This is a genomic window from Pseudomonas sp. RGM 3321 (assembly GCF_022836805.1).
Taxonomy (GTDB): Bacteria; Pseudomonadota; Gammaproteobacteria; order Pseudomonadales; family Pseudomonadaceae; genus Aquipseudomonas.
In genome coordinates this window covers 1-19,551 of sequence record NZ_JALHBH010000083.1, presented here as the reverse complement: position 1 = coordinate 19,551, position 19,551 = coordinate 1, and the positions used below count along the sequence as shown (strand labels likewise).

Below are 19,551 nucleotides of genomic sequence, written 5' to 3'. Positions count from 1 at the left end.
CCCGTGTCACGTTTACGATTTAGCCCGCTTCGGCGGGTTTTTTATTGCCTGGAGATAAACCTATGGCGTCAAGATCGCTTGGCACATTGACGCTTGATCTTATTGCTCGAATCGGCGGATTTCAGCAAAACATGGATCGCGCATCGCAGTCGGTTACACGCACGGGATCTGCAGCCGACGCTGCCTCGGCCAGAGTCGCCGCCATGCAGGGGCAGATGCTGTCGTTATCCAACATGGCTGCAAGTCTAGCTGGCCCGCTTTCTGCTGCTTTCAGCGTGACCGCTATTTACCGCGCGTCCGAGGCTTACACGTCCCTGACCAGCCGTCTCAAGCTCGTTACCGATGGATCTGCAGAGCTTGCAAAGGCTCAGAATGCAGTTTTCTCCATTGCGCAGAGTGCCTATCAGCCTCTCAGCGCAACAGCCGAGCTTTACCAGCGTATTGCGACCAACCAAAAGGAACTCAAGCTCACCGGCGAGGGTGTTGCTGGTGTAGTGGGGACCATCAGTAAAACGTTGGCGATATCTGGAGCTTCCGCAGATTCGGCGAACGCTGCATTGGTGCAGCTCGGCCAGGCCTTCGCATCTGGCGTACTGCGCGGTGAGGAACTGAACAGCGTAATGGAACAAGCGCCGGCTCTCGCTCAAGCCATTGCGGCAGGCATGGGCAAGACGGTTGGCGAACTGCGTGCTTTGGGAGCTGAAGGCAAACTGACAGCCGATTCGGTCGTGAAAGCGTTGCAGGCTCAGGAAAAAGCTGTTTCCGACCTCTTCAACAAAACTGCGGTAACGATCGGCAATAGCATTACTGCTACCACCAACTCACTGACGCAATTCATCGGCAGGATGGATCAGGCAAGCGGTGTCAGCGCTGCAATGTCGGGAAATATCGTCAAGTTTTCTCAGTCCATTGATGGGCTTACCAAGGATTTCGGTGCTACCTCGAAAACCTTCGAACAGATATCGAACGCGGCTGAGACACTGGCTTACATCATAGGCACCCGCATGGCTATTGCCGCTGCCCAGGGTGCGGCAGGTTTCGCGATGGCCACGAAGGCCTCAATCATGCAGGCCGGGGCCCTGGCGCTCTCAACTACGCAGAGCATACAAAATACCGCTGCCGAGGCCGCAGCGGCGAAGCAGTCGCTTCTAAATGCAGAGTCGAAATATGCAGATGCCAACGCCAGCTTGGCGAGGGCAAATGCTGAAATCGCGGCAGCAGGTCAAAAGGTTTCATCAGATCGACTACGTCAACAGTCCGAAATCAATAACCTGAAAAGTGTCCAGGCAGCACTTGCTGCTGAGCGGGTACTCGAAGAGCAGCGCCTTGCCGCGCAAATCAGTGAGCAAGGCCGAGCTGCCGCTCGCAATCGTATGGCTTTGGCGCGCTTGGATGAAGTGGCCATTATCAGGCAGATACAGGCTGCCGAGACGAGCCTTGCAGCCACCACGGTCGCGACCTCTGCAGAGATTCAGGCGTCCTATGCCGCCAGAAGTGCCGCAGTGGCAGCGGCTGGAGAGACTAAGCTCGCTGTCGATGCCGCTTCCCGGGCATCTGATGCAGCTACTGCGGCCGCTTCCAGAAGTAGCACCGCAATGGTGGCGGCGTCAGCGGCCGGCCGAGGGGTGCTCGGGCTTCTGACGGGGCCGGTGGGCCTGATTGCGATGACGGCTTTGGTAGCGGCCTCGTTCATCGATTTCGGCGGCGGCGCAAACAGCGCGACCGCTGCACTCATCGACCAGAACCTGACGCTGGAAGAGTCGATCACGAAATTTAAAGAACTGGGCCAGGCCCAGAAAATGCTGCAGTTTTCGACCTGGACGGAAAAACAAACCGAAGCGTCCGAGGCCGCGGCTAAAGCGTTTGATGATTTCTCGATTCGCGGTCGGAATGCGTATCAGAGCTTGGGTGTCGCCGGTATTGAAGGCGGCAAGGCCTTTGAGCAGATGCTCAGCCAGGTTCGCGATGGTTCACGGACGCTTGCGAGCGTTACCGCTTCTGTGAAGGAAAACGGCAACATTATGCCGGCCTACATTTCTTCTCTTGAGCAATCGGCGGCGGCAAATGAAAGGAGTGGCGAGCAGGCAGAGAAATATCGGTTGCTTCTCGCTGGTGCGACCCAAGAGACGACTGGCCTGACCGCGCAGACGAAGGGGCTCACGACGGCCTTGGCAGGTTCTGGTGGACAGACCAAGGCTCAGCTTGCGGAGTGGGAAAAGTACATCGCGAAGTTGATCGAAAGCCGCGACCTGTTCGGAGCAAACGCAGAGGCGCAGGCCGCTTATGCTGCTGATCAGATGGGACTTACCTCTCAGCAACGTGAGCAGGCGAAAGTAATTTCCCAGCAAAAGGACGTTCTGGAGAAGTATAAAGACGCGGTCAAATCGAACGACAAGGTGCAGCAGGATGCGCTTAGACGGCAATTGATCGGCCTTTACACGGCTGAACAGGCTGCTCAAGACGCCGCCGCTGCGGCCACAAGCGCACATAACTCATCTGCGAAAGCCGCCACGGAAAGCGCGACCAAGCAAATCAAGGAAATGCAGCGGGTTATCGATGCTGCTGCAAATATTTCCAAAAACTCGAGCTTCCTCAGTGGCCGTAACATGCTGCTGACGGCTCCGGCTCAGATGGATGTGACTGGTCGCAGCATGGTGCTGCCTGGCGCTGATACGCCAAGCGTTGGGAAAGACCCGAGAAAGGATGCTGTCCAGCGGGCAAACGAAGCAATTGCCCGGATCACCGAAACTACAGATCCAAACAAAGGCCAATCGAAATACAGAGAAGATGCCGCGCAGAAGGTTCTCGATCAGGCGCGTCAGCAATACGCGGTTTTGAAAGAACAATCCTTGCTGCTCGGCGCTCAGAAGGGCGATATCGACAAAATCGGAGCTGCCTCTCGCGAGTTGATCAAGTGGGAGCAGGAGCTCGCGGATATAAAGTCAAAGAAAATCCTGACCGCCGAGCAGAAGTCTCTGTTGGCTAAACAGGATTCGATTACCGCCGACCTGAAGCGTAACGCGGCACTCGAAAAAGAAAACGGACTGAGGAAAATCGCCACCGAGGAAACGAATAAGCTCGCGGCATTTCAGGCCAGTGTTAGCGAAAGCAATCGTGCCATAAGCGAAGGATTTGACCAACAGCTTGCTGGCGCTGGAATGGGTGACAAGCAGCGTGAGCGGCTTCAGGAAATGCTCGGCATTCAAGAAGACTTTAATAAGCAGCAGCGTGATCTAGTCCTTCAGCGCAACAGCGGCGATATAAGCGAGGGTCTGTACAAGAAGGAAACCCAGATTCTCACAGATGCGCTGGCCGAGCGTTTGGCTAAACAGCAGGGTTTTTACGCTCAAGTAGACGTAGATCAGGCCAAATGGATGGATGGTGTCGGGAGGGCTTGGCAGAACTATGTCGACTACGCGCAAAACTATACAGCTCAGGCTGCCGACTTCGTCTCAGGGACTTTGGGTGACGCTACCAATGGGTTGGGCGATATGTTTGCGGACATTGCCACGAAAACGAAGGATGCGGGAGACGCGGTAACAGACCTGTTCGCCGGCATGGCCAAGTCTGCGATAAATGCTCTTTCTGACATGGCTGCTCAATGGTTGATCTATCAGGGTATTCAATTGCTCGTTGGTAAAAGCGGCCAATCGGCGGCTGCTACCGGATTGATCGCCAACGCACAAGCCGCATCGGCGCAGGCAGCGCTGAACGCTTACGCTTCTACTGCTGGCATTCCATTGATCGGCCCGGAGCTTGCGCCTGCCGCAGCCCTCGCTGCTACTGCGGCAACCACACCAATGGTCGCCGCTGTATCCGCATCAGCCCTCGCCGGTATGGCTCACAACGGTATGGACAACATCCCGAAGGAAGGCACCTGGCTGCTCGATGGCGGTGAGCGCGTGCTCAACCCGAACCAGAACCGCGACCTGACCAAGTACCTAGCTGACAAGTCTGTTGGTAGCGGCGGGTCTACGCCGATCAGTATCAGCGTACCTGTCACCGTCAAGGCTGAGCCCGGCATGAGCGCTGCTGAAGCGGCAAGTCAGGGTAAAGCAATAGGCGACAGTGCTGCTGCACAGGTCCGTCAGGTTCTCCAGCAGGAGATGAGGCAGGGCGGTTTGCTCTGGAGGCGCGCGTAATGGCTGAGACATTTGATTTTGATGTGCAGGTAGGCGCCTCGGGCGATGTTTCACAGCGCGCTTGGGAGAACGACTTCGGTGACGGTTACAGCCAATCCGGTGGAGTGGGCATTAACAACCGATCTGAAGCTTGGGACGTAACCGTCACAGGAAGGTACGGGCCTGGGCAGAAGCTGCAACAGGTGCGGGACTTTCTCGACCGACATGAAGGCTACAAGTCGTTTTACTGGACGCCCCCTGGTGGCTCCCAAGGTCGTTATAGAGCGAAAGGTTACAAGCCAGCTACCTTGGGAGGTGGATTACACTCACTGTCCGTGAGCTTCAAACAAGCCTTTAACCCGTGATAACTTGAGAATTTAGTTGAGCTTAGGGAACAAGGGTAAAAGAGTAATGCGTGCTCAAGTATCCGAGTGTAAGCAGTATTACGTAGAAAGTATGCCGAGCATGCAGAGGAGCGGCAGCAATTCATCCGGTTAACTCTTGAGGACGATGCTGCCGATGAAAGAATATAGTTAATGCTTTGAGCTGCCTGTTTGTAGCCATTGTGTCAAGGCAGCTTGATCGCTGACCAAGACGCGTAAGGGGCGTGCAAAAGCTTGCTTTGCCTCAAGGCCCTCAAACGAGTGCGGTGTCCCGGCATCCAGAATGTGTTGTGCGATATTCACCAGCGCCTCATTGTTGAACTCGGGTGACGACTTCAGAGCGGCGGCGATCGCCGCAAGAGCAGACATTACGCCTGCCTCAAACGCGCTCTTTTCTACATCAGACATCTTGACCTCCTAGGAACTATTTAAAACTTCGCTTCTGCTTTAACTATCAATCGCCATTGAACTTTACGCGCGTCTCTATGCTTGTGTTCATCAGGTAGGGGAAGGTGTGCCCCTCTTAGTGAAATAGTTTCATCCCCACATCCTTCACAACGATAAATCCCAGATGCCAGAGCACTGTCTCCAGGCATATGAAGCCTGTTCCATTCGACATCGCCCAGAAGTGACGCTCTGGCCTTGGACAGATGTATTACTGTCTCCTCCGTCACGAGAGCCATTTGATTCCTATCGTCCGTTAAAACTTTGACGCTACCGCATGCACCATGCCGTCGCCACTGGATTTCCATCCATATGTGGTTATATAGACAGTGGGTGTGGGATTTTTTTTGACCCTAATCACCCGCCAAGTACGGGGTTTTTTGTAGGTAATTACCATGATTTACAGCGCGGACATCCAGAAGTTGGAGCCCGGGAACCAGATTCGCCTGTACGAACTGGACGCCACGCGACTTGGGGCAACGCTCTGGCGCTTCCACGGGCACGAGCATGAGGGCGACATTATCTGGCAGGGCCAGCTGTATTCGCCTATTCAGATCGAGGTCACCGGCTTAGACATCCGTGGTGATGGCCGCCCAGCCACGCCCAAGCTCAGGCTGGCCAACGAGCTGTCAGGTATTCCGCGAGCAGTGTCAGCGCTTTGCCTTCAGTTCAAGGACCTAGCGGGCGCGAGCTTCAAGGTGATCGAAACGTTCAAGCACTTCCTGGATGCCGCGAACTTCGACGGGGGCAACCCAGATGCCGCAGATCAAAGCCGCACCAGCCTTTGGAGTATCGAGCAGAAGACCGAAGAGAACTTTTCGGCGATCGGCTTTGAGCTTTCCAGCCCAATCGACATGGAAGGCCAGCAGTTGCCGTCCCAGCAGATCACCAAGTTATGCCGCTGGGCGATGCGCGGCCAGTACCGGCAGGAGGCCTGCGCCTACACAGGCACCGCCTATTTCGACAAGAAGAACGAACCCACCGACAACCCTGCGCTTGACCGCTGCGGGGGCTGGTGGAGCAGTTGCAAGTTGCGCGGCAATACCCGCCGGTTCGGCGGCTCAATGGGCGCAAGCCTGATCGCCAAGGGGTAACCATGCGAATCAATCAAAAGCTTCAGGACGCCATGCGGGCGCACGCCGAGCAGTCACACCCGGCCGAGGCCTGCGGGCTGCTGATCAAGACCGAGGCAGGGCGTGAGTACGTGCCGTGCGGCAACGTGGCCACCAACCCGCTGCAGCACTTCCTGATCGACAAGCACGACGCTGCGGCGGCAGAAGACAGGGGCGAGGTGCTGGCCATCGTGCACAGCCATCCGGACCGCGCCGCAACGCCGAGCATGACCGATCTGGTCAGCTGTGAGCTGCATGAATTGCCCTGGGCGATCGTGGGCTGGCCTGGCGGTGACATTCAGTGGTTCAAGCCGAGCGGCTTCCAGGCACCCTTGCTGGGCCGGGACTTCTCGCATGGCCTGCTCGATTGCTGGTCGGCCTGCCGCGACTGGTACGCCCGCGAGGCCTTACTGCCGCTGCCGAACTTCGAGCGAAAGGAACTGTGGTGGGAGGATCCGGAAAGCCCGAGCCATTACGAAGAGAACTTCGAGGCCTGTGGCTTCGTTCGGGTTGAGCAGGCTCAACGCGGCGACCTGCTGGTGTTCCAGATCCCGACAGTGGGCAGGCCTTGCCACTTCCCGAACCACGCCGCGATCTACCTCGGCGCCGATGCCAGCCTGCACAGCGAGGACGCGCCGGCACTCGGCGGGTCTGGTCCGTTCATTTACCACCACATGCCCGGTCGCCTGGCTGCCCGTGAGGTCTACGGCTGGTCGATGGCTAACCGCGTGAAACTGATCCTGCGCCACAAGGAATACACCCCATGACCATGCGCACCATCGTGCTCTACGGCGTTCTGCGCAAGCATTTCGGCCGGGAGTACCGCATCGATGTACACAGCGTGCGCGATGCCGTGAATGCCCTTTGCGCGATGAAGCCTGGCTTCGAGAAGTTTCTGCGGACCGGCGAAGAGCGTGGCTTGGTGTTCAGCGTCTTCTGCGGCAAGCGCAACGCCGGCGAGGCCGAGTTCGATATGCAGGGCAGCGACAACACCGATATCCGCATCGTGCCGCTGATCCAAGGCAGCAAGCAGGCTGGCCTGTTCCAGGTGGTGCTGGGCGTCGCGCTGGTTGTGGGCGGCCTTGTCTCCGGCGGTACGAGTACAGCGCTCGGCCTGGGCCTGCTCGGTGCGGGTGCGGCGACAGGTCTTGGCGGCGTGGTGCAGATGCTTTCCCCCACGACCACTGCCAGCGTCGGCAGCAACAACGACGACGGAAACAACCCCAGCTATGGCTTTGGCGGCGCGGTGACCACCGTTGCCCAAGGCAACCCCTATCCCGTGCTCTACGGCGAACGAGAGATCGGCGGGGCCGTCGAGTCGGGCGGGATTTACACACAAGATCAGATTTGATCATCAGGTAACACCAGACCCGCTTCGGCGGGTTTTCTTTTTTCTGGGGGCGGTATGGGAAGTGCGGTAGCAGCGCGAAGCATTCGCGGGAGCAAGGGCGGCGAGGCCACGCAGAAGCAGCCGACGATTGCGTTAAACAGCACAGCTTCCATTGCCACCGCGCGCATCGTCTACCTGTGGAGCTGGGGGCCGATCGTTGGCCCAGTGGACGGCCTGCGCTCGGTGAAGCTCGACGGTACTCCGTTGGTGGCCGAGGACGGGACGGTCAACTTCCCAGGCGTGAAATGGCAGTTCCGCAATGGCGAGCTGAACCAGCAGCGTCTTGAGGGCATTGCCGAGTCCAGCAACGAAGTCGACGTAAACCAGCAGCTGCTCAGCACCACGCCCTACCTGCGCACCGTGAATAACCCGGTGCTGGATGCGCTGCGCATCCGGCTCAGCTGGCCACAACTCCAGTCGCAGGACCAGAGCGGCAACATCAACGGCGTGCGAATCGATTACGCGATCGACCTGGCCACTGATGGCGGGCCGTTCGTTCAGATCCTGGCGGACTACGTAGACCGCAAGAACGTCACCAAGTACGAACGCAGTCACCGCATCAACCTGCCTGCGGGCAGCCGCTGGACTATGCGCGTGCGCCGGATCACAGCCGAGGCCAACAGCTCGCTGATTCAGGACAGCATGTTTATCGAGGCGGTCGCCGAGGTCGTAGATAGCGATCAGGAGTTTCCGCTCACCGCCGTGGGCTGCGTGGAATATGACGCCCAGCAGTTCGGCGGCGATATCGCCAAGATCGCGGTGTTGATGCGTGGGCGCATCGTGCGCGTGCCGACCAACTACGACACGGAGACGCGGACCTATGCAACGTCCGGCGCGGGTACCAGCAACGGGATTTGGGACGGTACGTTCAAAGAGGCCTACACAAACAACCCGGCCTGGGTTTGCTACGACCTGGCGCTAAACCCTTACTACGGCCTCGGGCACCGGATCGATGCCACGATGGTGGACCGCTGGAACCTGTACCGCATTGCGCAGTATTGCGACCAGATGGTGCCAAACGGCATGGGCGGTATGCACCCCCGGATGACTTGCAACATTTACCTGCAAAAGCAGGCGGATGCTTACGCGGTGCTGCAGGACCTGTCGGCCATCTTCCACGGCATGAGCACCTGGGATGGCAGCCAGATCACGTTCAACGCCGACATGCCAGGCGACCCGGTCTACACCTACAACCCGTCGCAGATCCTGAACAATGGTGAAATCCAGTATTCGGGCACCCGGGCGCGCGACCGACACAACCTGGCAATGGTGACGTGGGACAACCCGGACCAGAGTTTTGCGACGGACAAAGAGCCCGTTTTTGATGACGTGGCGATGGCCGAATCTGGATCGGTCAACGAACTGTCGGTGGACGCTTACGGCTGCACTTCACTCGGGCAGGCGCAGCGCGCTGGCCAGTACGCGCTGATCACCGAACAGACGCAGACAAGGCCCGCGACCTTCCGCGTCGGCCTGGACGGCGGCATTCCGAAGACAGGGCAGATCATTGCCGTGGCTGACCCCATGCTGGCCGGTCGTGCTAACGGCGGTCGGATCAGCGCGGTGGCGGGGCGCGTCATCACCGTTGATCGCGACATCGATCTTTCCACCGGTGCCAAGCTGCGGGTGAACTTGCCGAGCGGGAAGACGGAGGCACGGGTTATCACCTCGCTTACCGGTCGGCGGGTGACTGTTGCAGCCAGCTTCAGCGAAGTGCCAGAAGCCGAATGTGGTTGGATACTCGAATACGACGACCTGAAAACCATGCAGTTTCTGGTGCGCAACATCACGCGCCCGGAATGGCACCAGTACCAGCTTGAGTGCATCCAGCACGAACCGAGCAAGTTTGACGCTATCGACTTCGGTGCCGTCGTGGACATCCGCCCAATCAGCGGCATTCCAGTGGGCGTGCAAGCTGCGCCGGGCGCAGTGTTCGTGACCCAGCACGTTGTGATTGAGCAGGGCATCGCGGTTACCAACATGACCATCAGCTGGGACGCTGCGCCAGGCGCGGTTGCATACGACGTGGAATGGCGCTGGGGCTCGCGCGAGTGGGTCAAGGTGCCGCGCACTGGCGAGCAGTCGGTGGATGTGCCGGGTATCTACTCCGGTCAGTACATGGCCAGGGTGCGCGCTGTCAGCGCCTTGAACGTCTCGTCCTTGCCGGCCACGTCGCTGCTGACGAACTTGCAGGGCAAGACCAGCTTGCCACCTGCCGTTACGTCGCTTACTGCCGCGTCGCTGATATTCGGGATCGCGCTCAAGTGGACTTTCCCACCGGGTGCAGAGGATACGCAGCGCACGGAAATCTGGTACGGGCCGACGACTGACCTGGCCAAGGCCACGAAGCTCAGCGACCTGGCCTACCCGCAGTCTGAACACGTCATGCAGCACTTGAAAGCAGGCGTGACGTTCTTCTTCTGGGCGCGACTAGTGGACCGGACAGGGAATATCGGGCCGTGGTACCCGACCGGCGTTGGCGTGATGGGGCAGACCAGCAGTGACGCAGGACCTGTTCTGGGTCTGCTGGACAAGCAGCTGACCGAAAGCCAGTTCGGTGAACACCTGCTTGGCAGGCTCGACCTCATCGACGGCGACGGCCCTGGCTCGGTGAACGAGCGACTGGAAGAGCTCAAAGCCAATATCGGGGAAATCACCGACGCGCTGGTCTATGTGCCCACTGATGCCTATGTGCGGGACAACACCGTGCGCGTGGGTGACAACCTCTGGACGGCCATTGCGGCGGTGCCAGCGGCGTCTGATGGGTCCAACGGTCCGCCGAACCCGGCGTACTGGGTCAATACCGGGCAGTCGATTCGCTCGGCCAATGCCCAAGCGGCGCAGGTCAGCAAGAACACCGCCGATATCTCGACGGTTGACGGCAAGACCACCGCGACAGCTACCCAGCTGCAAGCGGTTCAAGCTCAGTACCGATCAGACAGCGTGGAAGGCGATCTGCTCGAAGCATTGAAAGGGTGGGACAGCACGGCCAGTTACGCGCAGGAAGTAAAGGTCAGGACAGAGCAGGACTTTGCCCAGGCGCAGCGCACTACGTTGCTGGATGCTCGGGTGGGAGGCACCGAGTCGAAAATCAGCATCGTTGAAACTGCTCAAGCTACGGACAGGGAGGCTACCACCCAGCAAATTACGAACCTGACGGCGACGGTTACCACGAACCAAACAACGGTTCAGGCGGCCCTTCAGTCCGAAGCGGTCACGAGGTCTAACGCTGACGGTGCGTTGTCTACCCGGATTGAGACGGCGCAGGCCAAGGCAAACGACGCGACTGTTGCGGTTCAGCAGACAACCAGCGCCTTGGCCACCACCAACAACAAGCTGGCCGGAATCTGGTCGGTGAGAATGGAGCTCACGCAAAACAACATCCCTTACGCGGCCGGGTTCGGTCTTGGACTTGAAAGCGGGGCGGCAGGCACGACCTCGCAGTTCGTAGTGAGGGCCGACACGTTCTTGGTGATGAATACCAGCTCGCAATCGCCGCAGTCGTTTTTCGGCATTACTGGCGGGCAGACATTCATTCAGTCGGCGTTCATTCAAGACGGAACAATTACCAACGCAAAAATTGGTAGCTACATCAGTTCGACCAATTACTTGGCCGGGCAGAGCGGCTGGATTCTCAACAAAAACGGCACGCTCGAAATCAACGGTCTGGTCGCAGGGGGCGGAAGATTGGTTATTACAAACCGCTCTGTCCGCGTGTATGACCAGAACGGCGTTAAGAGAGTGCAGCTCGGAGACCTCAGCGAATGAGCAACGGGATGAGGGTATGGGGCGCAGATGCTGCGCTTCAGCTGGACGAGAATTCGTTCACGATCCGGGTTGTGTTGTCGACGCTCGTTACCTTCTCCGGCACAACAAAGACCAGCCAGGACTTTGCTGTGCCGGGTGTCGGTCCGGGTAACGGTGTTGCAATCGTGATACCGGCTGGCGCTTACGACAGCAATCAGAGGCAGCACGAAACGGAACTCGTTGACGGTATAGCAAGGGTTTACAACCACACCAGAACTTACGGCTCAAGCACGGTTTCAACCGGCACCATGCGGCTGCTTGTCATGAGGTTTTCATAATGGCGGAAGCTTATGGCCTGGAGTTTTCCAACAATAGCAATGTGGTAGTTCTCGATTCGCAATATGCGCGTCTGATGGTGATTGCTTCGGGGCGCTATCAGCCCACGGAGGAAAGCGGGCTTGGCTCAACCACCTACTTTCCTCGGCCTGTTACATCACAGGAGCCGCCCTTGGTGTTTGTGCGGCCCGACACTGTGAATGCGGTTGCGGGGCTTTGCATGATGCGCCTTGTGGGGTCGGCCGGTAACTGGACAGGTTTCTACGTAAGGGCGTATGACGCGAACACCGCTCAACCCAACGGCCGCTATTTCGTCGCTCAATTTGCCGCTCAACCGGTGGCTGATTTTGGGATGCGGCTATGGGATGGCGCAACCAACTTGCTGTTTGATTCTGGTACTTCAAGTGCAAACTTCACTCGCTCGTTCCAATCGTGGACCTATGAGAGGTTTGATTACACCAGCCAGAATCTTGTTAGGTGTTATTACTCAGTACCGTTTAACTTTCCTGAGAACGAATATCTATTGATTAACTCGTTCGGCATGGGACTGAACTCGGGTAGTGCCATATCTCGGGCACTGTATTGCTGGTGGGACTTTCCGAACAGCAAGCTTTACGCGATCACTATTGCGTCCGCCAACCCAACAGCATTCTTCCTCCCAGCAGTCTTCGCAAAGACGAATGTCTGAAATTCATTTAGTGAGTAACAAATATGCCTTGGCTTAGAAACGGTACTGTATCCGTGACAAACGGATCAACAGCTGTAACTGGCGTAAACGTAGCGTTTGACGCTAACTCGCGAGTGGGTGATGCATTCGTAGGTCCGGACGGACTTAATTACGAGATCGCCAACGTGGCCAGTCCCACGGTTATCTCCATTCTGCCACCCTACAAGGGCGCGACAGTCAGCGGAGCCGCATACGCAATCATGCCTGTGCAAGGCTACGATAAAATGCTGCGCGACGCTTTCAACCAGCTGCGGGTACAGTTTGGCGACAAGATGGCCGCGCTCGGCACCACCGGCAACTATGACACGCTTCCGGTGGCCAAGGGCGGCACTGGCGGAGTTAACCAAGCGGAGGCGCGTACTGGGCTAGGCTTGGGCTCGGTGGCCGTAGAGAGCACAGTTCCGGTCGCGAAGGGCGGTACGGGCCGAACCGATGGGCGCATTGTCTTCTCGGAGCTTGGGGTTCAGCAGGCGGCTGCACTCTACAACGTGCAAGGCATGTACATGGGCTGGAACTCTGGCTCACAGGGTGAGGGCCACTTCGTTGTAAATCGTGGCGGCGGCGCTGGCGGTTTCACCTGGCGATCTGTCAACGCCGCCAATAATGCTACCGGCCCTTCGATGACTTACAGCTACGAAGGGTTGCTTACGGTGTCGTCGCTTTCTGTGACTGCTGCCCCGATCGGCATCGCATCAGGCGGCACTGGCGGCAACAGCCAGACTATAGCGCGGAATTCTCTAGGTATCGGCCCTGCCTCTGCTCCTACTTTTGCAGGTTTGGAACTCAGCAACAACGCCCCCTATATCGACTTCCATTACAACAACACCGCAGCGGACTATGACGTCAGGCTTATAAACTCTGCCGGAGGCATATTGACCTTGCAGGGGGCGATGCAGATCACAGGGAGGCTTGAGTCAGCAGGCATCTGGTGCAGGGCAGGCCTGAACGCAGGCCGTGGCGGCACGGTATACAACTACAACTGGACCGGATCGAACGTTGACGTCTGGATCGACAACACCTATGTCGGGACCATGACGCTGTTCGGGTCTGACTACCGGTTCAAGAAGTACATCACCGATGCGAAAGTGCCGTCGTACCGTGATCGCATCAACGCTTACAGAATCGTCACCTACCAGCGCAAGGTGTTCGGCGCAGTGTTTCGTGGCGACGGCACCACCTATCAAGGCCTGATTGCACATGAGGCGCAGGAGGTAAATCCCCTGGCCGTGACTGGCGAGAAGGACGGCGTCGACGAAAACGGCAACGCACGCATTCAGCAGTTGGACCCGATGGCCTTGATCACCGATCTGATGGGCGCTGTCAAAGAGCTGCATTCAGAATCGGTAGAGCTGCGTGCCGAACTGGCCGCGCTCAAGGCTGCTGCACAGCCAGCAGCCGAACCTGCCGCCGCGTAAAACCTGAACAGCGACACCCGCACCCCGCCATCGAGCGGGTATTTCTTTGCCTGGAGAAACACCGATGCCGATCACCACGCAGCAACTACTGCAGATACTCCCGAACGCCGGCCAGAAAGCCGGCGTTTTTGCACCCGTCCTCAATACGGCGATGAGCAAGTACCAGATCGTGACCCCGCTGCGCATCGCGGCGTTCATCGCCCAGGTCGGCCATGAGTCCGGTCAGCTGCGTTATGTCCGCGAGATATGGGGGCCGACTCCGCAGCAGTTGGGGTACGAGGGGCGCAAAGACCTGGGCAATACCGTGCCGGGCGATGGCTCCAAATACCGTGGGCGTGGCCTGATCCAGATCACTGGTCGGGCGAACTATGCCGAGTGCGCCGAAGCGCTGGGCCTGGATCTGATCAACCATCCCGAATTGCTCGAGCTGGCGCAGCACGCCGCGATGTCGGCGGGGTGGTTCTGGCACCGGGCCGCGCTCAACACGCTGGCAGACAAGAGCGAGTTCGTGACCATCACCCGGCGCATCAACGGCGGCTTTAACGGGTTGGCCGACCGCCAGGCGCTGTACGAAAAGGCGCTGAAGGCGCTGAAGGTGCTGGCATGACGCCGGTGCAGAAGCTGGCCGGTCTGGTGGTGCTGATCCTGGTGCTGATGGCTACGGCATCAGGCGTCACCTGGCAGGTGCAGGACTGGCGAATGGGAAAGAAGCTCGCCGAGCAGGCCGGGCTGTACAAGGATGATTTGGCGGCGATCAGCAATGCCGCCTCCGCCCAGGCCCGTGCCGAGCAAGACAAACGGCTGACCCTGGAGCAAAAGCTCGCCGGCCAGGACCAACAACGCACCAAGGAATTATCCGATGCCCAGCGCAACCAGGCTCGCCTGCGTGACCAGCTTGCTACTGCTGATGTCCGGCTGTCAGTCCTCCTCGAGGATCCAGCCAGTGACTGCAACGTGCCTTCCGCCCCCGGCACCGTCGGCGTGGTTCATGCAACCCGTCGAGCCCAGCTTGACCCAGCGCATGCTCAAAGAATTATCGCCATCACCGACGCCGGCGACCAAGGACTGATCGCGCTGCGGGCCTGCCAGACTTACGTTAGGGCCATTACTAGATGATGGCAGAGTCGTCATCCTGCTCGCTACAAAGCTGATACCTAAATGGCATTGATTTTCGTTATCTCTGAATGTGAGAATTGTAAATAAACATCATTCGCATTATTGCTTTTCGGAGTTTCAACCATTCATGCGCAAAATGTCCTCCTTGCCCACGTCAGCCCTCACTTTGATCGCCTTGGGTATTCTTAACAGTGCCTTTGCGGATGACAGCACTCTGAATCTGCCGTCCACTACCATCAGCACTTCAGCCGAAGATCAGGAAAGCGCGCCGCCGGGCTATCAGGCCAAGCCCGACAGTAGCACCACACGGTTGAACCTCACGGCCCGGGAAACCCCGCAAGGCGTGACCAGCATAAAGCGCGAGCAAATGGACGATTTCAAACTCGACAGTGTCCGCGATGTGCTCGACAGCACGCCGGGTGTGAACGTCCAGAAAGTAGAAACCGACCGCACCTACTTCACGGCCCGTGGCTTCGATATCACCAATTTTCAGTATGACGGCGTGGGAATGCAGATGACCGGCGGGCTGCTGGTGGGCGATGTCGACATGGCTACCTACGAGCAGGTGGATATCCTGCACGGGGCCAATGGCCTGATGACAGGCAGCGGCAACCCCTCGGCAACGGTCAACTTCGTGCGCAAGCGTCCGACTTACGAGACTCAGGCCAAGGTTGATCTAAGCGCTGGTTCCTGGGACAAGCGTCGGGTCGATATCGACTTGTCGGGCCCGTTGACCGAAACGGGCAATGTTCGTGGGAGGTTGATCTATGCCAACGAGGTGGGTAACTCCTACTTGGATCGTTACTCCCGGGAAAAGAACATTTTCAGCGGCATGCTGGCATTCGACCTGACGGACAGCGATACCTTGACTGTTGGTTACGAAGACCAGAAGAGCAACTCCAACGGTGCCAGTTGGGGCGCGTTGCCGCTGACCGACGCCAGTGGCAAGTCGCTGCATTACAGCAGTACAAGCGCCAACATCGCCCAGCCTTGGGTGTATTGGGATGTTCACACCACTCGTGCTTTTGCGGAGTGGGAGCACAGTTTTGCCAACGACTGGAAGTCGCGCCTGACCCTTACCGCCATGGAGCATAGGGAAGACACCGAGATGTTCTACATCTACGCTGACAGCACTTCTTCTACGGGCTATACCGGCCTGGCTTCCAAGTACAAGGACAAGAACCGTGAACTGGACGGTGATCTGTCCTTCAGTGGGCCTTTTTCCCTAGGGGGACGTGAACACCAATTGACGGTGGGCGCCAACGTGGCCCGCTCGCGCAACAACGAATCCTCGCTATACGGAACGTCGTCGTACTACACATCGGTAGCGTTGCAGGATGCACTCAATGGCTCCATTGCCAAGCCCACTACTTACGACATCGCCAACGCTGCCGATACCTCCAGCTATACCGACCGGCAGAAGAGTGTGTATGCCGGGGCGCGCTTCAGCCTCACCGACGATCTGCACTTGATCACCGGGGCGCGCATGCTCAGTGCCGACAGCGATGGAGAAAACTACGGGTCAGGCCGGGATGTGCGTGTCCACGGCAAGGTGACGCCTTATGCCGGCCTGGTCTACGATCTGACGCCGCAGTACTCGCTGTATGCCAGCTATACCGAGATCTTCAATCCGCAGTACTACCTAGACCCTCAGGGCAAGGTGCTCGACCCGCTGGAAGGCAAGAGCTACGAGGCCGGGATTAAAGGGCATCTGCTGGACAACAAGCTGGACGTCTCGGCTGCTGTGTTCCATACCAAGCAGGACAACGTCGCCACTTACTCAGGATACGACGCCAGCCTAGGCGGTTACTTGTATGAGGGCATGTCCTACAAGAGTAACGGTATAGAACTGGAAGCCTCTGGTGAGCTGGCTCCGGGTCTGCAAGTCAGTGGCGGTTACACCTACGTGTACATCACGGATGCGGATAACGACCGTGGACGCAAATTCATCCCGCGCCATGCCTTAACCTCCTCCATGAGCTACAAACTGCCGATGGCACCGAAGGTCAAGGTCGGCGGCACGGTTAAATGGCAAAGCGAGATCCAGAACGACGATACGCCAGCCGCGAACCAGAGTGGTTACGCGCTAGTGGGCTTGATGGCGCACTATGATATAGACCCACACTGGAGCACCCAGTTCAATCTCGACAACCTTACCAACCAGAAGTACCTGCAAGCTGTGCGGTATGGCCAGAGCAATTATGGCGACCCGCGTAACTTTACTGCGTCTGTCAGTTGGAAGTTCTAAGGTAGGATCGAAAAACGCACATCAAGCCGCGCCCTGTCGCGGATTTTTGTTGGGCGTCAATCGCGTCCGTGGGGGGCAAGCCCCAGCAGAATCAATTGCGCCTCGGCGTCGCTCAATGGGTAGTTGTAAGTGCCTTCATCGATGTTCAGGGTGATGCGCTCAAGTTATGTATGTGCATACAGTAGTCGAGGCGTATCAGATTTGTGAGTGGTGCTCGTCGGCAGGACGCAAGGTGTGAAGGGTGGCATCTGCTCTGCCTGATACGCACTACATTTATCAAAAGGTATTTCAGCTCGTGCTGTCGCGCCACCGTTGAATAGGATCAAGGCTTTATCTTGCGCCCAGCCATATGGTGCAAATACGCCATCAGCATCTGCAAGTCAGCTTCCGGCAATACCGCTTCCGAAAACCCGGGCATCTTCGCCTGAGGCCACTGACGCAAATCCTGAGGGTTTCGAATGTAGAGCTTGAGTAAATCCATTCCCAAATATTCGGTCGGGTTGTAGGGAATGTTTAGATCCGGCCCAAACTGCGCATCGCCCGCCCCGTTCAATCGATGACAAGCCACACAGTTTTTCTGAAATACCGCGAAGCCTTTATTGACAGGGTCATCAGTCTTGAGCGCAGGGTCTGGTAGCAGAGCGGGAAAACGCTCGGCAACCGAAGTCGTGCTCTTAATGCTGGCCACTTGAAAAGGCCATTGCTCTGGGCTGATATTTCCAACCTGAGGGTCTGTCCATACTAGGTAGAAAGGCCCTGCACTGGGTTTGCCAGCGCCCAGCGGTGGCCATGGATGGGCAGGATCTTCAATCGCCAACCAAGCCCGTGCGCCTTTGTCGTTGAGTAATGGCGCCGCGGCCAGCTCTGCGGCAAACCCGTCCAGAGCGACTGCCTGCAGGTGGTCACTGGGCTTTATGCCTGTCAGTAGCGCACTCAAGGGCACGGCGTAATAAGTCATGTCCTTCTTGTAGGCCACATCACTTTTAACTGTAATGACTTGCAGTTGAGGATGAGTTAGTAAATCTTCTGTTTGCCAAGTGCGACTGATCTGCCCCAACTGCATGTCCAGTTGAGCCGCGGAAAGCTGCCCGCTCAGCAACAGAGCACCGAATAGAATAAGTGCTTTCAAAGGATCTCTCCCTTACCATCAACGGCGGTAAGTCTGGCACAGCCGAACGGACGTGAATAGCTGGCTGACTCAGGATGGCTATTTTTTATGAGATCAATAGACATCCGCTGTCGGCTTCCTGAGCCGTGATCGCCTGTCGGAGGGGGGGCGTTCTACTATTTTTTCGGCGCGCTTCGCTGGCTGTTGAGCGACTGTGGCAGCTTATTCGCGCACTGCGGGTCTTCGGTAAAGCCTCGTCCATCGCAGTGTGTGCAATCGTCACGCACTGCGAATCCATCCAGGCAGTGAAGGCATCTGATAAATATTGAGTAGCTATGACGCTCCCATAGCGAAACGTAAGCCTTGAAGTCGCCTTGGTCGAGAGCTATCGCTGAGGCGTCGACGAGCGCTCGATATTGATCCTCATCGCTCAGGCGTTGATAGCTCACGCCGTTGATCTGCCTGGATTGCTCAACCAGCGTCAGCGTCTGCCCGGTTTCGGTATAGATGTAACGACCCTCGAGCACGCCGTACTTCTTGTAGTCCCTCATGATGAGGTCGTTTTTCTCATCGAGAAAAGCGAAGTGGGCGGCGTGATAGAGCGACTGGTCGGCCTCATGAAGCACGTATCGGGAGTTCAGCAGGCTTCCAACTACAATGCCGCCCTTGTTGTAGGCCAGATAGTCCGACGCCTGATGCCGCCATTCGTGGTTGCCTTCCTCGGTGAAGTGGCAGAAAGCAGCGCTGGCCAGCTCGAAGAGCTCAAAGCGCTCCAGTGGATCGACCAGCCCGCCAGCCTGCATGTCTTCGGCCATGCGTGCCAGAAACCGGTAGGTGACTGCAGGGTTTGTCCATTGCCTCCTGTCGTTGAGCCGCTTGTGCCATTCGGCCAAGGCTTCTGAGCTATTGCTCTCGTTCATGGGGGTGATTCTCAATTTCTGTATGGGCATACAGTGGTTGAGTGTTTCGGATTTGGGGAGTGGTGTTTGTCGGCAGGACGCCGGGGGAGGCGGGGAAGGTCGCGTTTTGCTCTGACTGAGCCTGGAGTTTGACGCGCAAAACTGAGGCTGTAGGCCTTGTGTTTACGTGTGCGAAACCACAAAAAAGGCCGATTTTTGCAGCAGCTTTTAGGGTGTTTTTTTATTTACAATTCAATGACTTAGAGTTGTATGGTCCCCGGCATAGGGTGCTAGGGGTCGAGTGTTCGAATCACTCCGTCCCGACCATATAATTCAATGACTTAGGCCAATGTTCGCAGCATTGGCCTTTTTCATGCGTGTGTCCCGTCCTGAATAAGGTTTACACCTTCTGACCTTTCCTCAGGAGGACTTAATGGATTCGGGTAAAAGGCGCAGCCAACGCGATTACACGCTAGCCTTTAAATTATCGGTCGTAGACCAGGTT

General features: G+C 57.5%; 15 protein-coding genes. 12 read left to right on the top strand and 3 right to left on the bottom strand.

Going from position 1 to position 19,551, the window contains the following annotated elements; translation table 11 throughout:
- Window positions 1-62: 62 nt before the first annotated feature.
- Window positions 63-4,142 carry a phage tail tape measure protein gene (locus RGM3321_RS02225; protein WP_244391371.1) on the top strand — a complete coding sequence of 1,360 codons (4,080 nt, stop codon included), beginning with the start codon at window positions 63-65 and terminating at the stop codon, window positions 4,140-4,142.
- Window positions 4,142-4,486 (top strand): phage tail protein, encoded by a 345-nt coding sequence (locus tag RGM3321_RS02220; RefSeq protein WP_244391369.1) that lies wholly within the window; start codon window positions 4,142-4,144, stop codon window positions 4,484-4,486. Before RGM3321_RS02225 ends, RGM3321_RS02220 begins: the two co-directional genes overlap by 1 nt.
- 168 nt (window positions 4,487-4,654) lie before the next feature.
- On the opposite strand, the gene RGM3321_RS02215 is transcribed toward RGM3321_RS02220, so the two are convergent.
- Window positions 4,655-4,912, bottom strand: coding sequence for a hypothetical protein (locus RGM3321_RS02215; RefSeq protein ID WP_103695399.1), 258 nt, complete (start codon window positions 4,910-4,912; stop codon window positions 4,655-4,657).
- Window positions 4,913-5,343: 431 nt separating this feature from the next.
- On the opposite strand from RGM3321_RS02215, the gene RGM3321_RS02210 reads away from it, so the two are divergent.
- From RGM3321_RS02210 to RGM3321_RS02165, 10 genes are all read left to right on the top strand, one after another.
- On the top strand, window positions 5,344-6,042 hold the full coding sequence (locus tag RGM3321_RS02210) for a phage minor tail protein L (protein WP_244391367.1): 699 nt from the start codon (window positions 5,344-5,346) through the stop codon (window positions 6,040-6,042).
- A gap of 2 nt (window positions 6,043-6,044) precedes the next feature.
- On the top strand, window positions 6,045-6,827 hold the full coding sequence (locus RGM3321_RS02205; RefSeq protein ID WP_244391366.1) for a Mov34/MPN/PAD-1 family protein: 783 nt from the start codon (window positions 6,045-6,047) through the stop codon (window positions 6,825-6,827).
- Window positions 6,824-7,411: a tail assembly protein gene (locus tag RGM3321_RS02200; RefSeq protein ID WP_024639076.1), complete on the top strand. Its 588-nt coding sequence runs from the start codon at window positions 6,824-6,826 to the stop codon at window positions 7,409-7,411. The genes RGM3321_RS02205 and RGM3321_RS02200 overlap by 4 nt, the downstream gene beginning before the upstream one ends.
- Before the next feature lie 54 nt (window positions 7,412-7,465).
- On the top strand, window positions 7,466-11,218 hold the full coding sequence (locus RGM3321_RS02195; RefSeq protein ID WP_244391364.1) for a phage tail protein: 3,753 nt from the start codon (window positions 7,466-7,468) through the stop codon (window positions 11,216-11,218).
- A gap of 8 nt (window positions 11,219-11,226) precedes the next feature.
- Window positions 11,227-11,535 (top strand): hypothetical protein, encoded by a 309-nt coding sequence (locus RGM3321_RS02190; protein ID WP_244391439.1) that lies wholly within the window; start codon window positions 11,227-11,229, stop codon window positions 11,533-11,535.
- Entirely contained in the window at window positions 11,535-12,221 is a 687-nt protein-coding gene (locus RGM3321_RS02185) for a hypothetical protein (RefSeq protein WP_103695400.1), read from the top strand. Before RGM3321_RS02190 ends, RGM3321_RS02185 begins: the two co-directional genes overlap by 1 nt.
- 23 nt (window positions 12,222-12,244) lie before the next feature.
- Window positions 12,245-13,675 carry a tail fiber domain-containing protein gene (locus RGM3321_RS02180; RefSeq protein WP_244391362.1) on the top strand — a complete coding sequence of 477 codons (1,431 nt, stop codon included), beginning with the start codon at window positions 12,245-12,247 and terminating at the stop codon, window positions 13,673-13,675.
- A gap of 64 nt (window positions 13,676-13,739) precedes the next feature.
- Window positions 13,740-14,282, top strand: coding sequence for a glycoside hydrolase family 19 protein (locus RGM3321_RS02175; RefSeq protein WP_103695402.1), 543 nt, complete (start codon window positions 13,740-13,742; stop codon window positions 14,280-14,282).
- Window positions 14,279-14,791, top strand: a complete 513-nt coding sequence (locus tag RGM3321_RS02170) for a lysis system i-spanin subunit Rz (protein WP_103695403.1) — start codon at window positions 14,279-14,281, stop codon at window positions 14,789-14,791. The genes RGM3321_RS02175 and RGM3321_RS02170 overlap by 4 nt, the downstream gene beginning before the upstream one ends.
- A gap of 127 nt (window positions 14,792-14,918) precedes the next feature.
- Window positions 14,919-17,039, top strand: coding sequence for a TonB-dependent siderophore receptor (locus tag RGM3321_RS02165; protein ID WP_244391360.1), 2,121 nt, complete (start codon window positions 14,919-14,921; stop codon window positions 17,037-17,039).
- A gap of 322 nt (window positions 17,040-17,361) precedes the next feature.
- On the opposite strand, the gene RGM3321_RS02160 is transcribed toward RGM3321_RS02165, so the two are convergent.
- Complete coding sequence (locus RGM3321_RS02160) at window positions 17,362-18,168, bottom strand: cytochrome c (RefSeq protein WP_244391359.1); 807 nt, start codon at window positions 18,166-18,168, stop codon at window positions 17,362-17,364.
- A 155-nt stretch (window positions 18,169-18,323) separates the two neighbouring features.
- Window positions 18,324-18,962, bottom strand: coding sequence for a hypothetical protein (locus RGM3321_RS02155; protein ID WP_347880961.1), 639 nt, complete (start codon window positions 18,960-18,962; stop codon window positions 18,324-18,326).
- Window positions 18,963-19,551: the final 589 nt, after the last annotated feature.

Excerpts from the sequence above, each read along its gene's own strand:
- RGM3321_RS02210 (WP_244391367.1), top strand. The coding sequence starts at position 5,344 with ATGATTTACAGCGCGGACATCCAGAAGTTGGAGCCCGGGAACCAGATT.
- RGM3321_RS02165 (WP_244391360.1), top strand. The coding sequence starts at position 14,919 with ATGCGCAAAATGTCCTCCTTGCCCACGTCAGCCCTCACTTTGATCGCC.
- RGM3321_RS02220 (WP_244391369.1), top strand. The coding sequence starts at position 4,142 with ATGGCTGAGACATTTGATTTTGATGTGCAGGTAGGCGCCTCGGGCGAT.
- RGM3321_RS02185 (WP_103695400.1), top strand. The coding sequence starts at position 11,535 with ATGGCGGAAGCTTATGGCCTGGAGTTTTCCAACAATAGCAATGTGGTA.
- RGM3321_RS02175 (WP_103695402.1), top strand. The coding sequence starts at position 13,740 with ATGCCGATCACCACGCAGCAACTACTGCAGATACTCCCGAACGCCGGC.
- RGM3321_RS02225 (WP_244391371.1), top strand. The coding sequence starts at position 63 with ATGGCGTCAAGATCGCTTGGCACATTGACGCTTGATCTTATTGCTCGA.
- RGM3321_RS02205 (WP_244391366.1), top strand. The coding sequence starts at position 6,045 with ATGCGAATCAATCAAAAGCTTCAGGACGCCATGCGGGCGCACGCCGAG.
- RGM3321_RS02200 (WP_024639076.1), top strand. The coding sequence starts at position 6,824 with ATGACCATGCGCACCATCGTGCTCTACGGCGTTCTGCGCAAGCATTTC.
- RGM3321_RS02215 (WP_103695399.1), bottom strand. The coding sequence starts at position 4,912 with ATGTCTGATGTAGAAAAGAGCGCGTTTGAGGCAGGCGTAATGTCTGCT.
- RGM3321_RS02155 (WP_347880961.1), bottom strand. The coding sequence starts at position 18,962 with ATGGCCGAAGACATGCAGGCTGGCGGGCTGGTCGATCCACTGGAGCGC.
- RGM3321_RS02195 (WP_244391364.1), top strand. The coding sequence starts at position 7,466 with ATGGGAAGTGCGGTAGCAGCGCGAAGCATTCGCGGGAGCAAGGGCGGC.
- RGM3321_RS02180 (WP_244391362.1), top strand. The coding sequence starts at position 12,245 with ATGCCTTGGCTTAGAAACGGTACTGTATCCGTGACAAACGGATCAACA.
- RGM3321_RS02190 (WP_244391439.1), top strand. The coding sequence starts at position 11,227 with ATGAGGGTATGGGGCGCAGATGCTGCGCTTCAGCTGGACGAGAATTCG.
- RGM3321_RS02170 (WP_103695403.1), top strand. The coding sequence starts at position 14,279 with ATGACGCCGGTGCAGAAGCTGGCCGGTCTGGTGGTGCTGATCCTGGTG.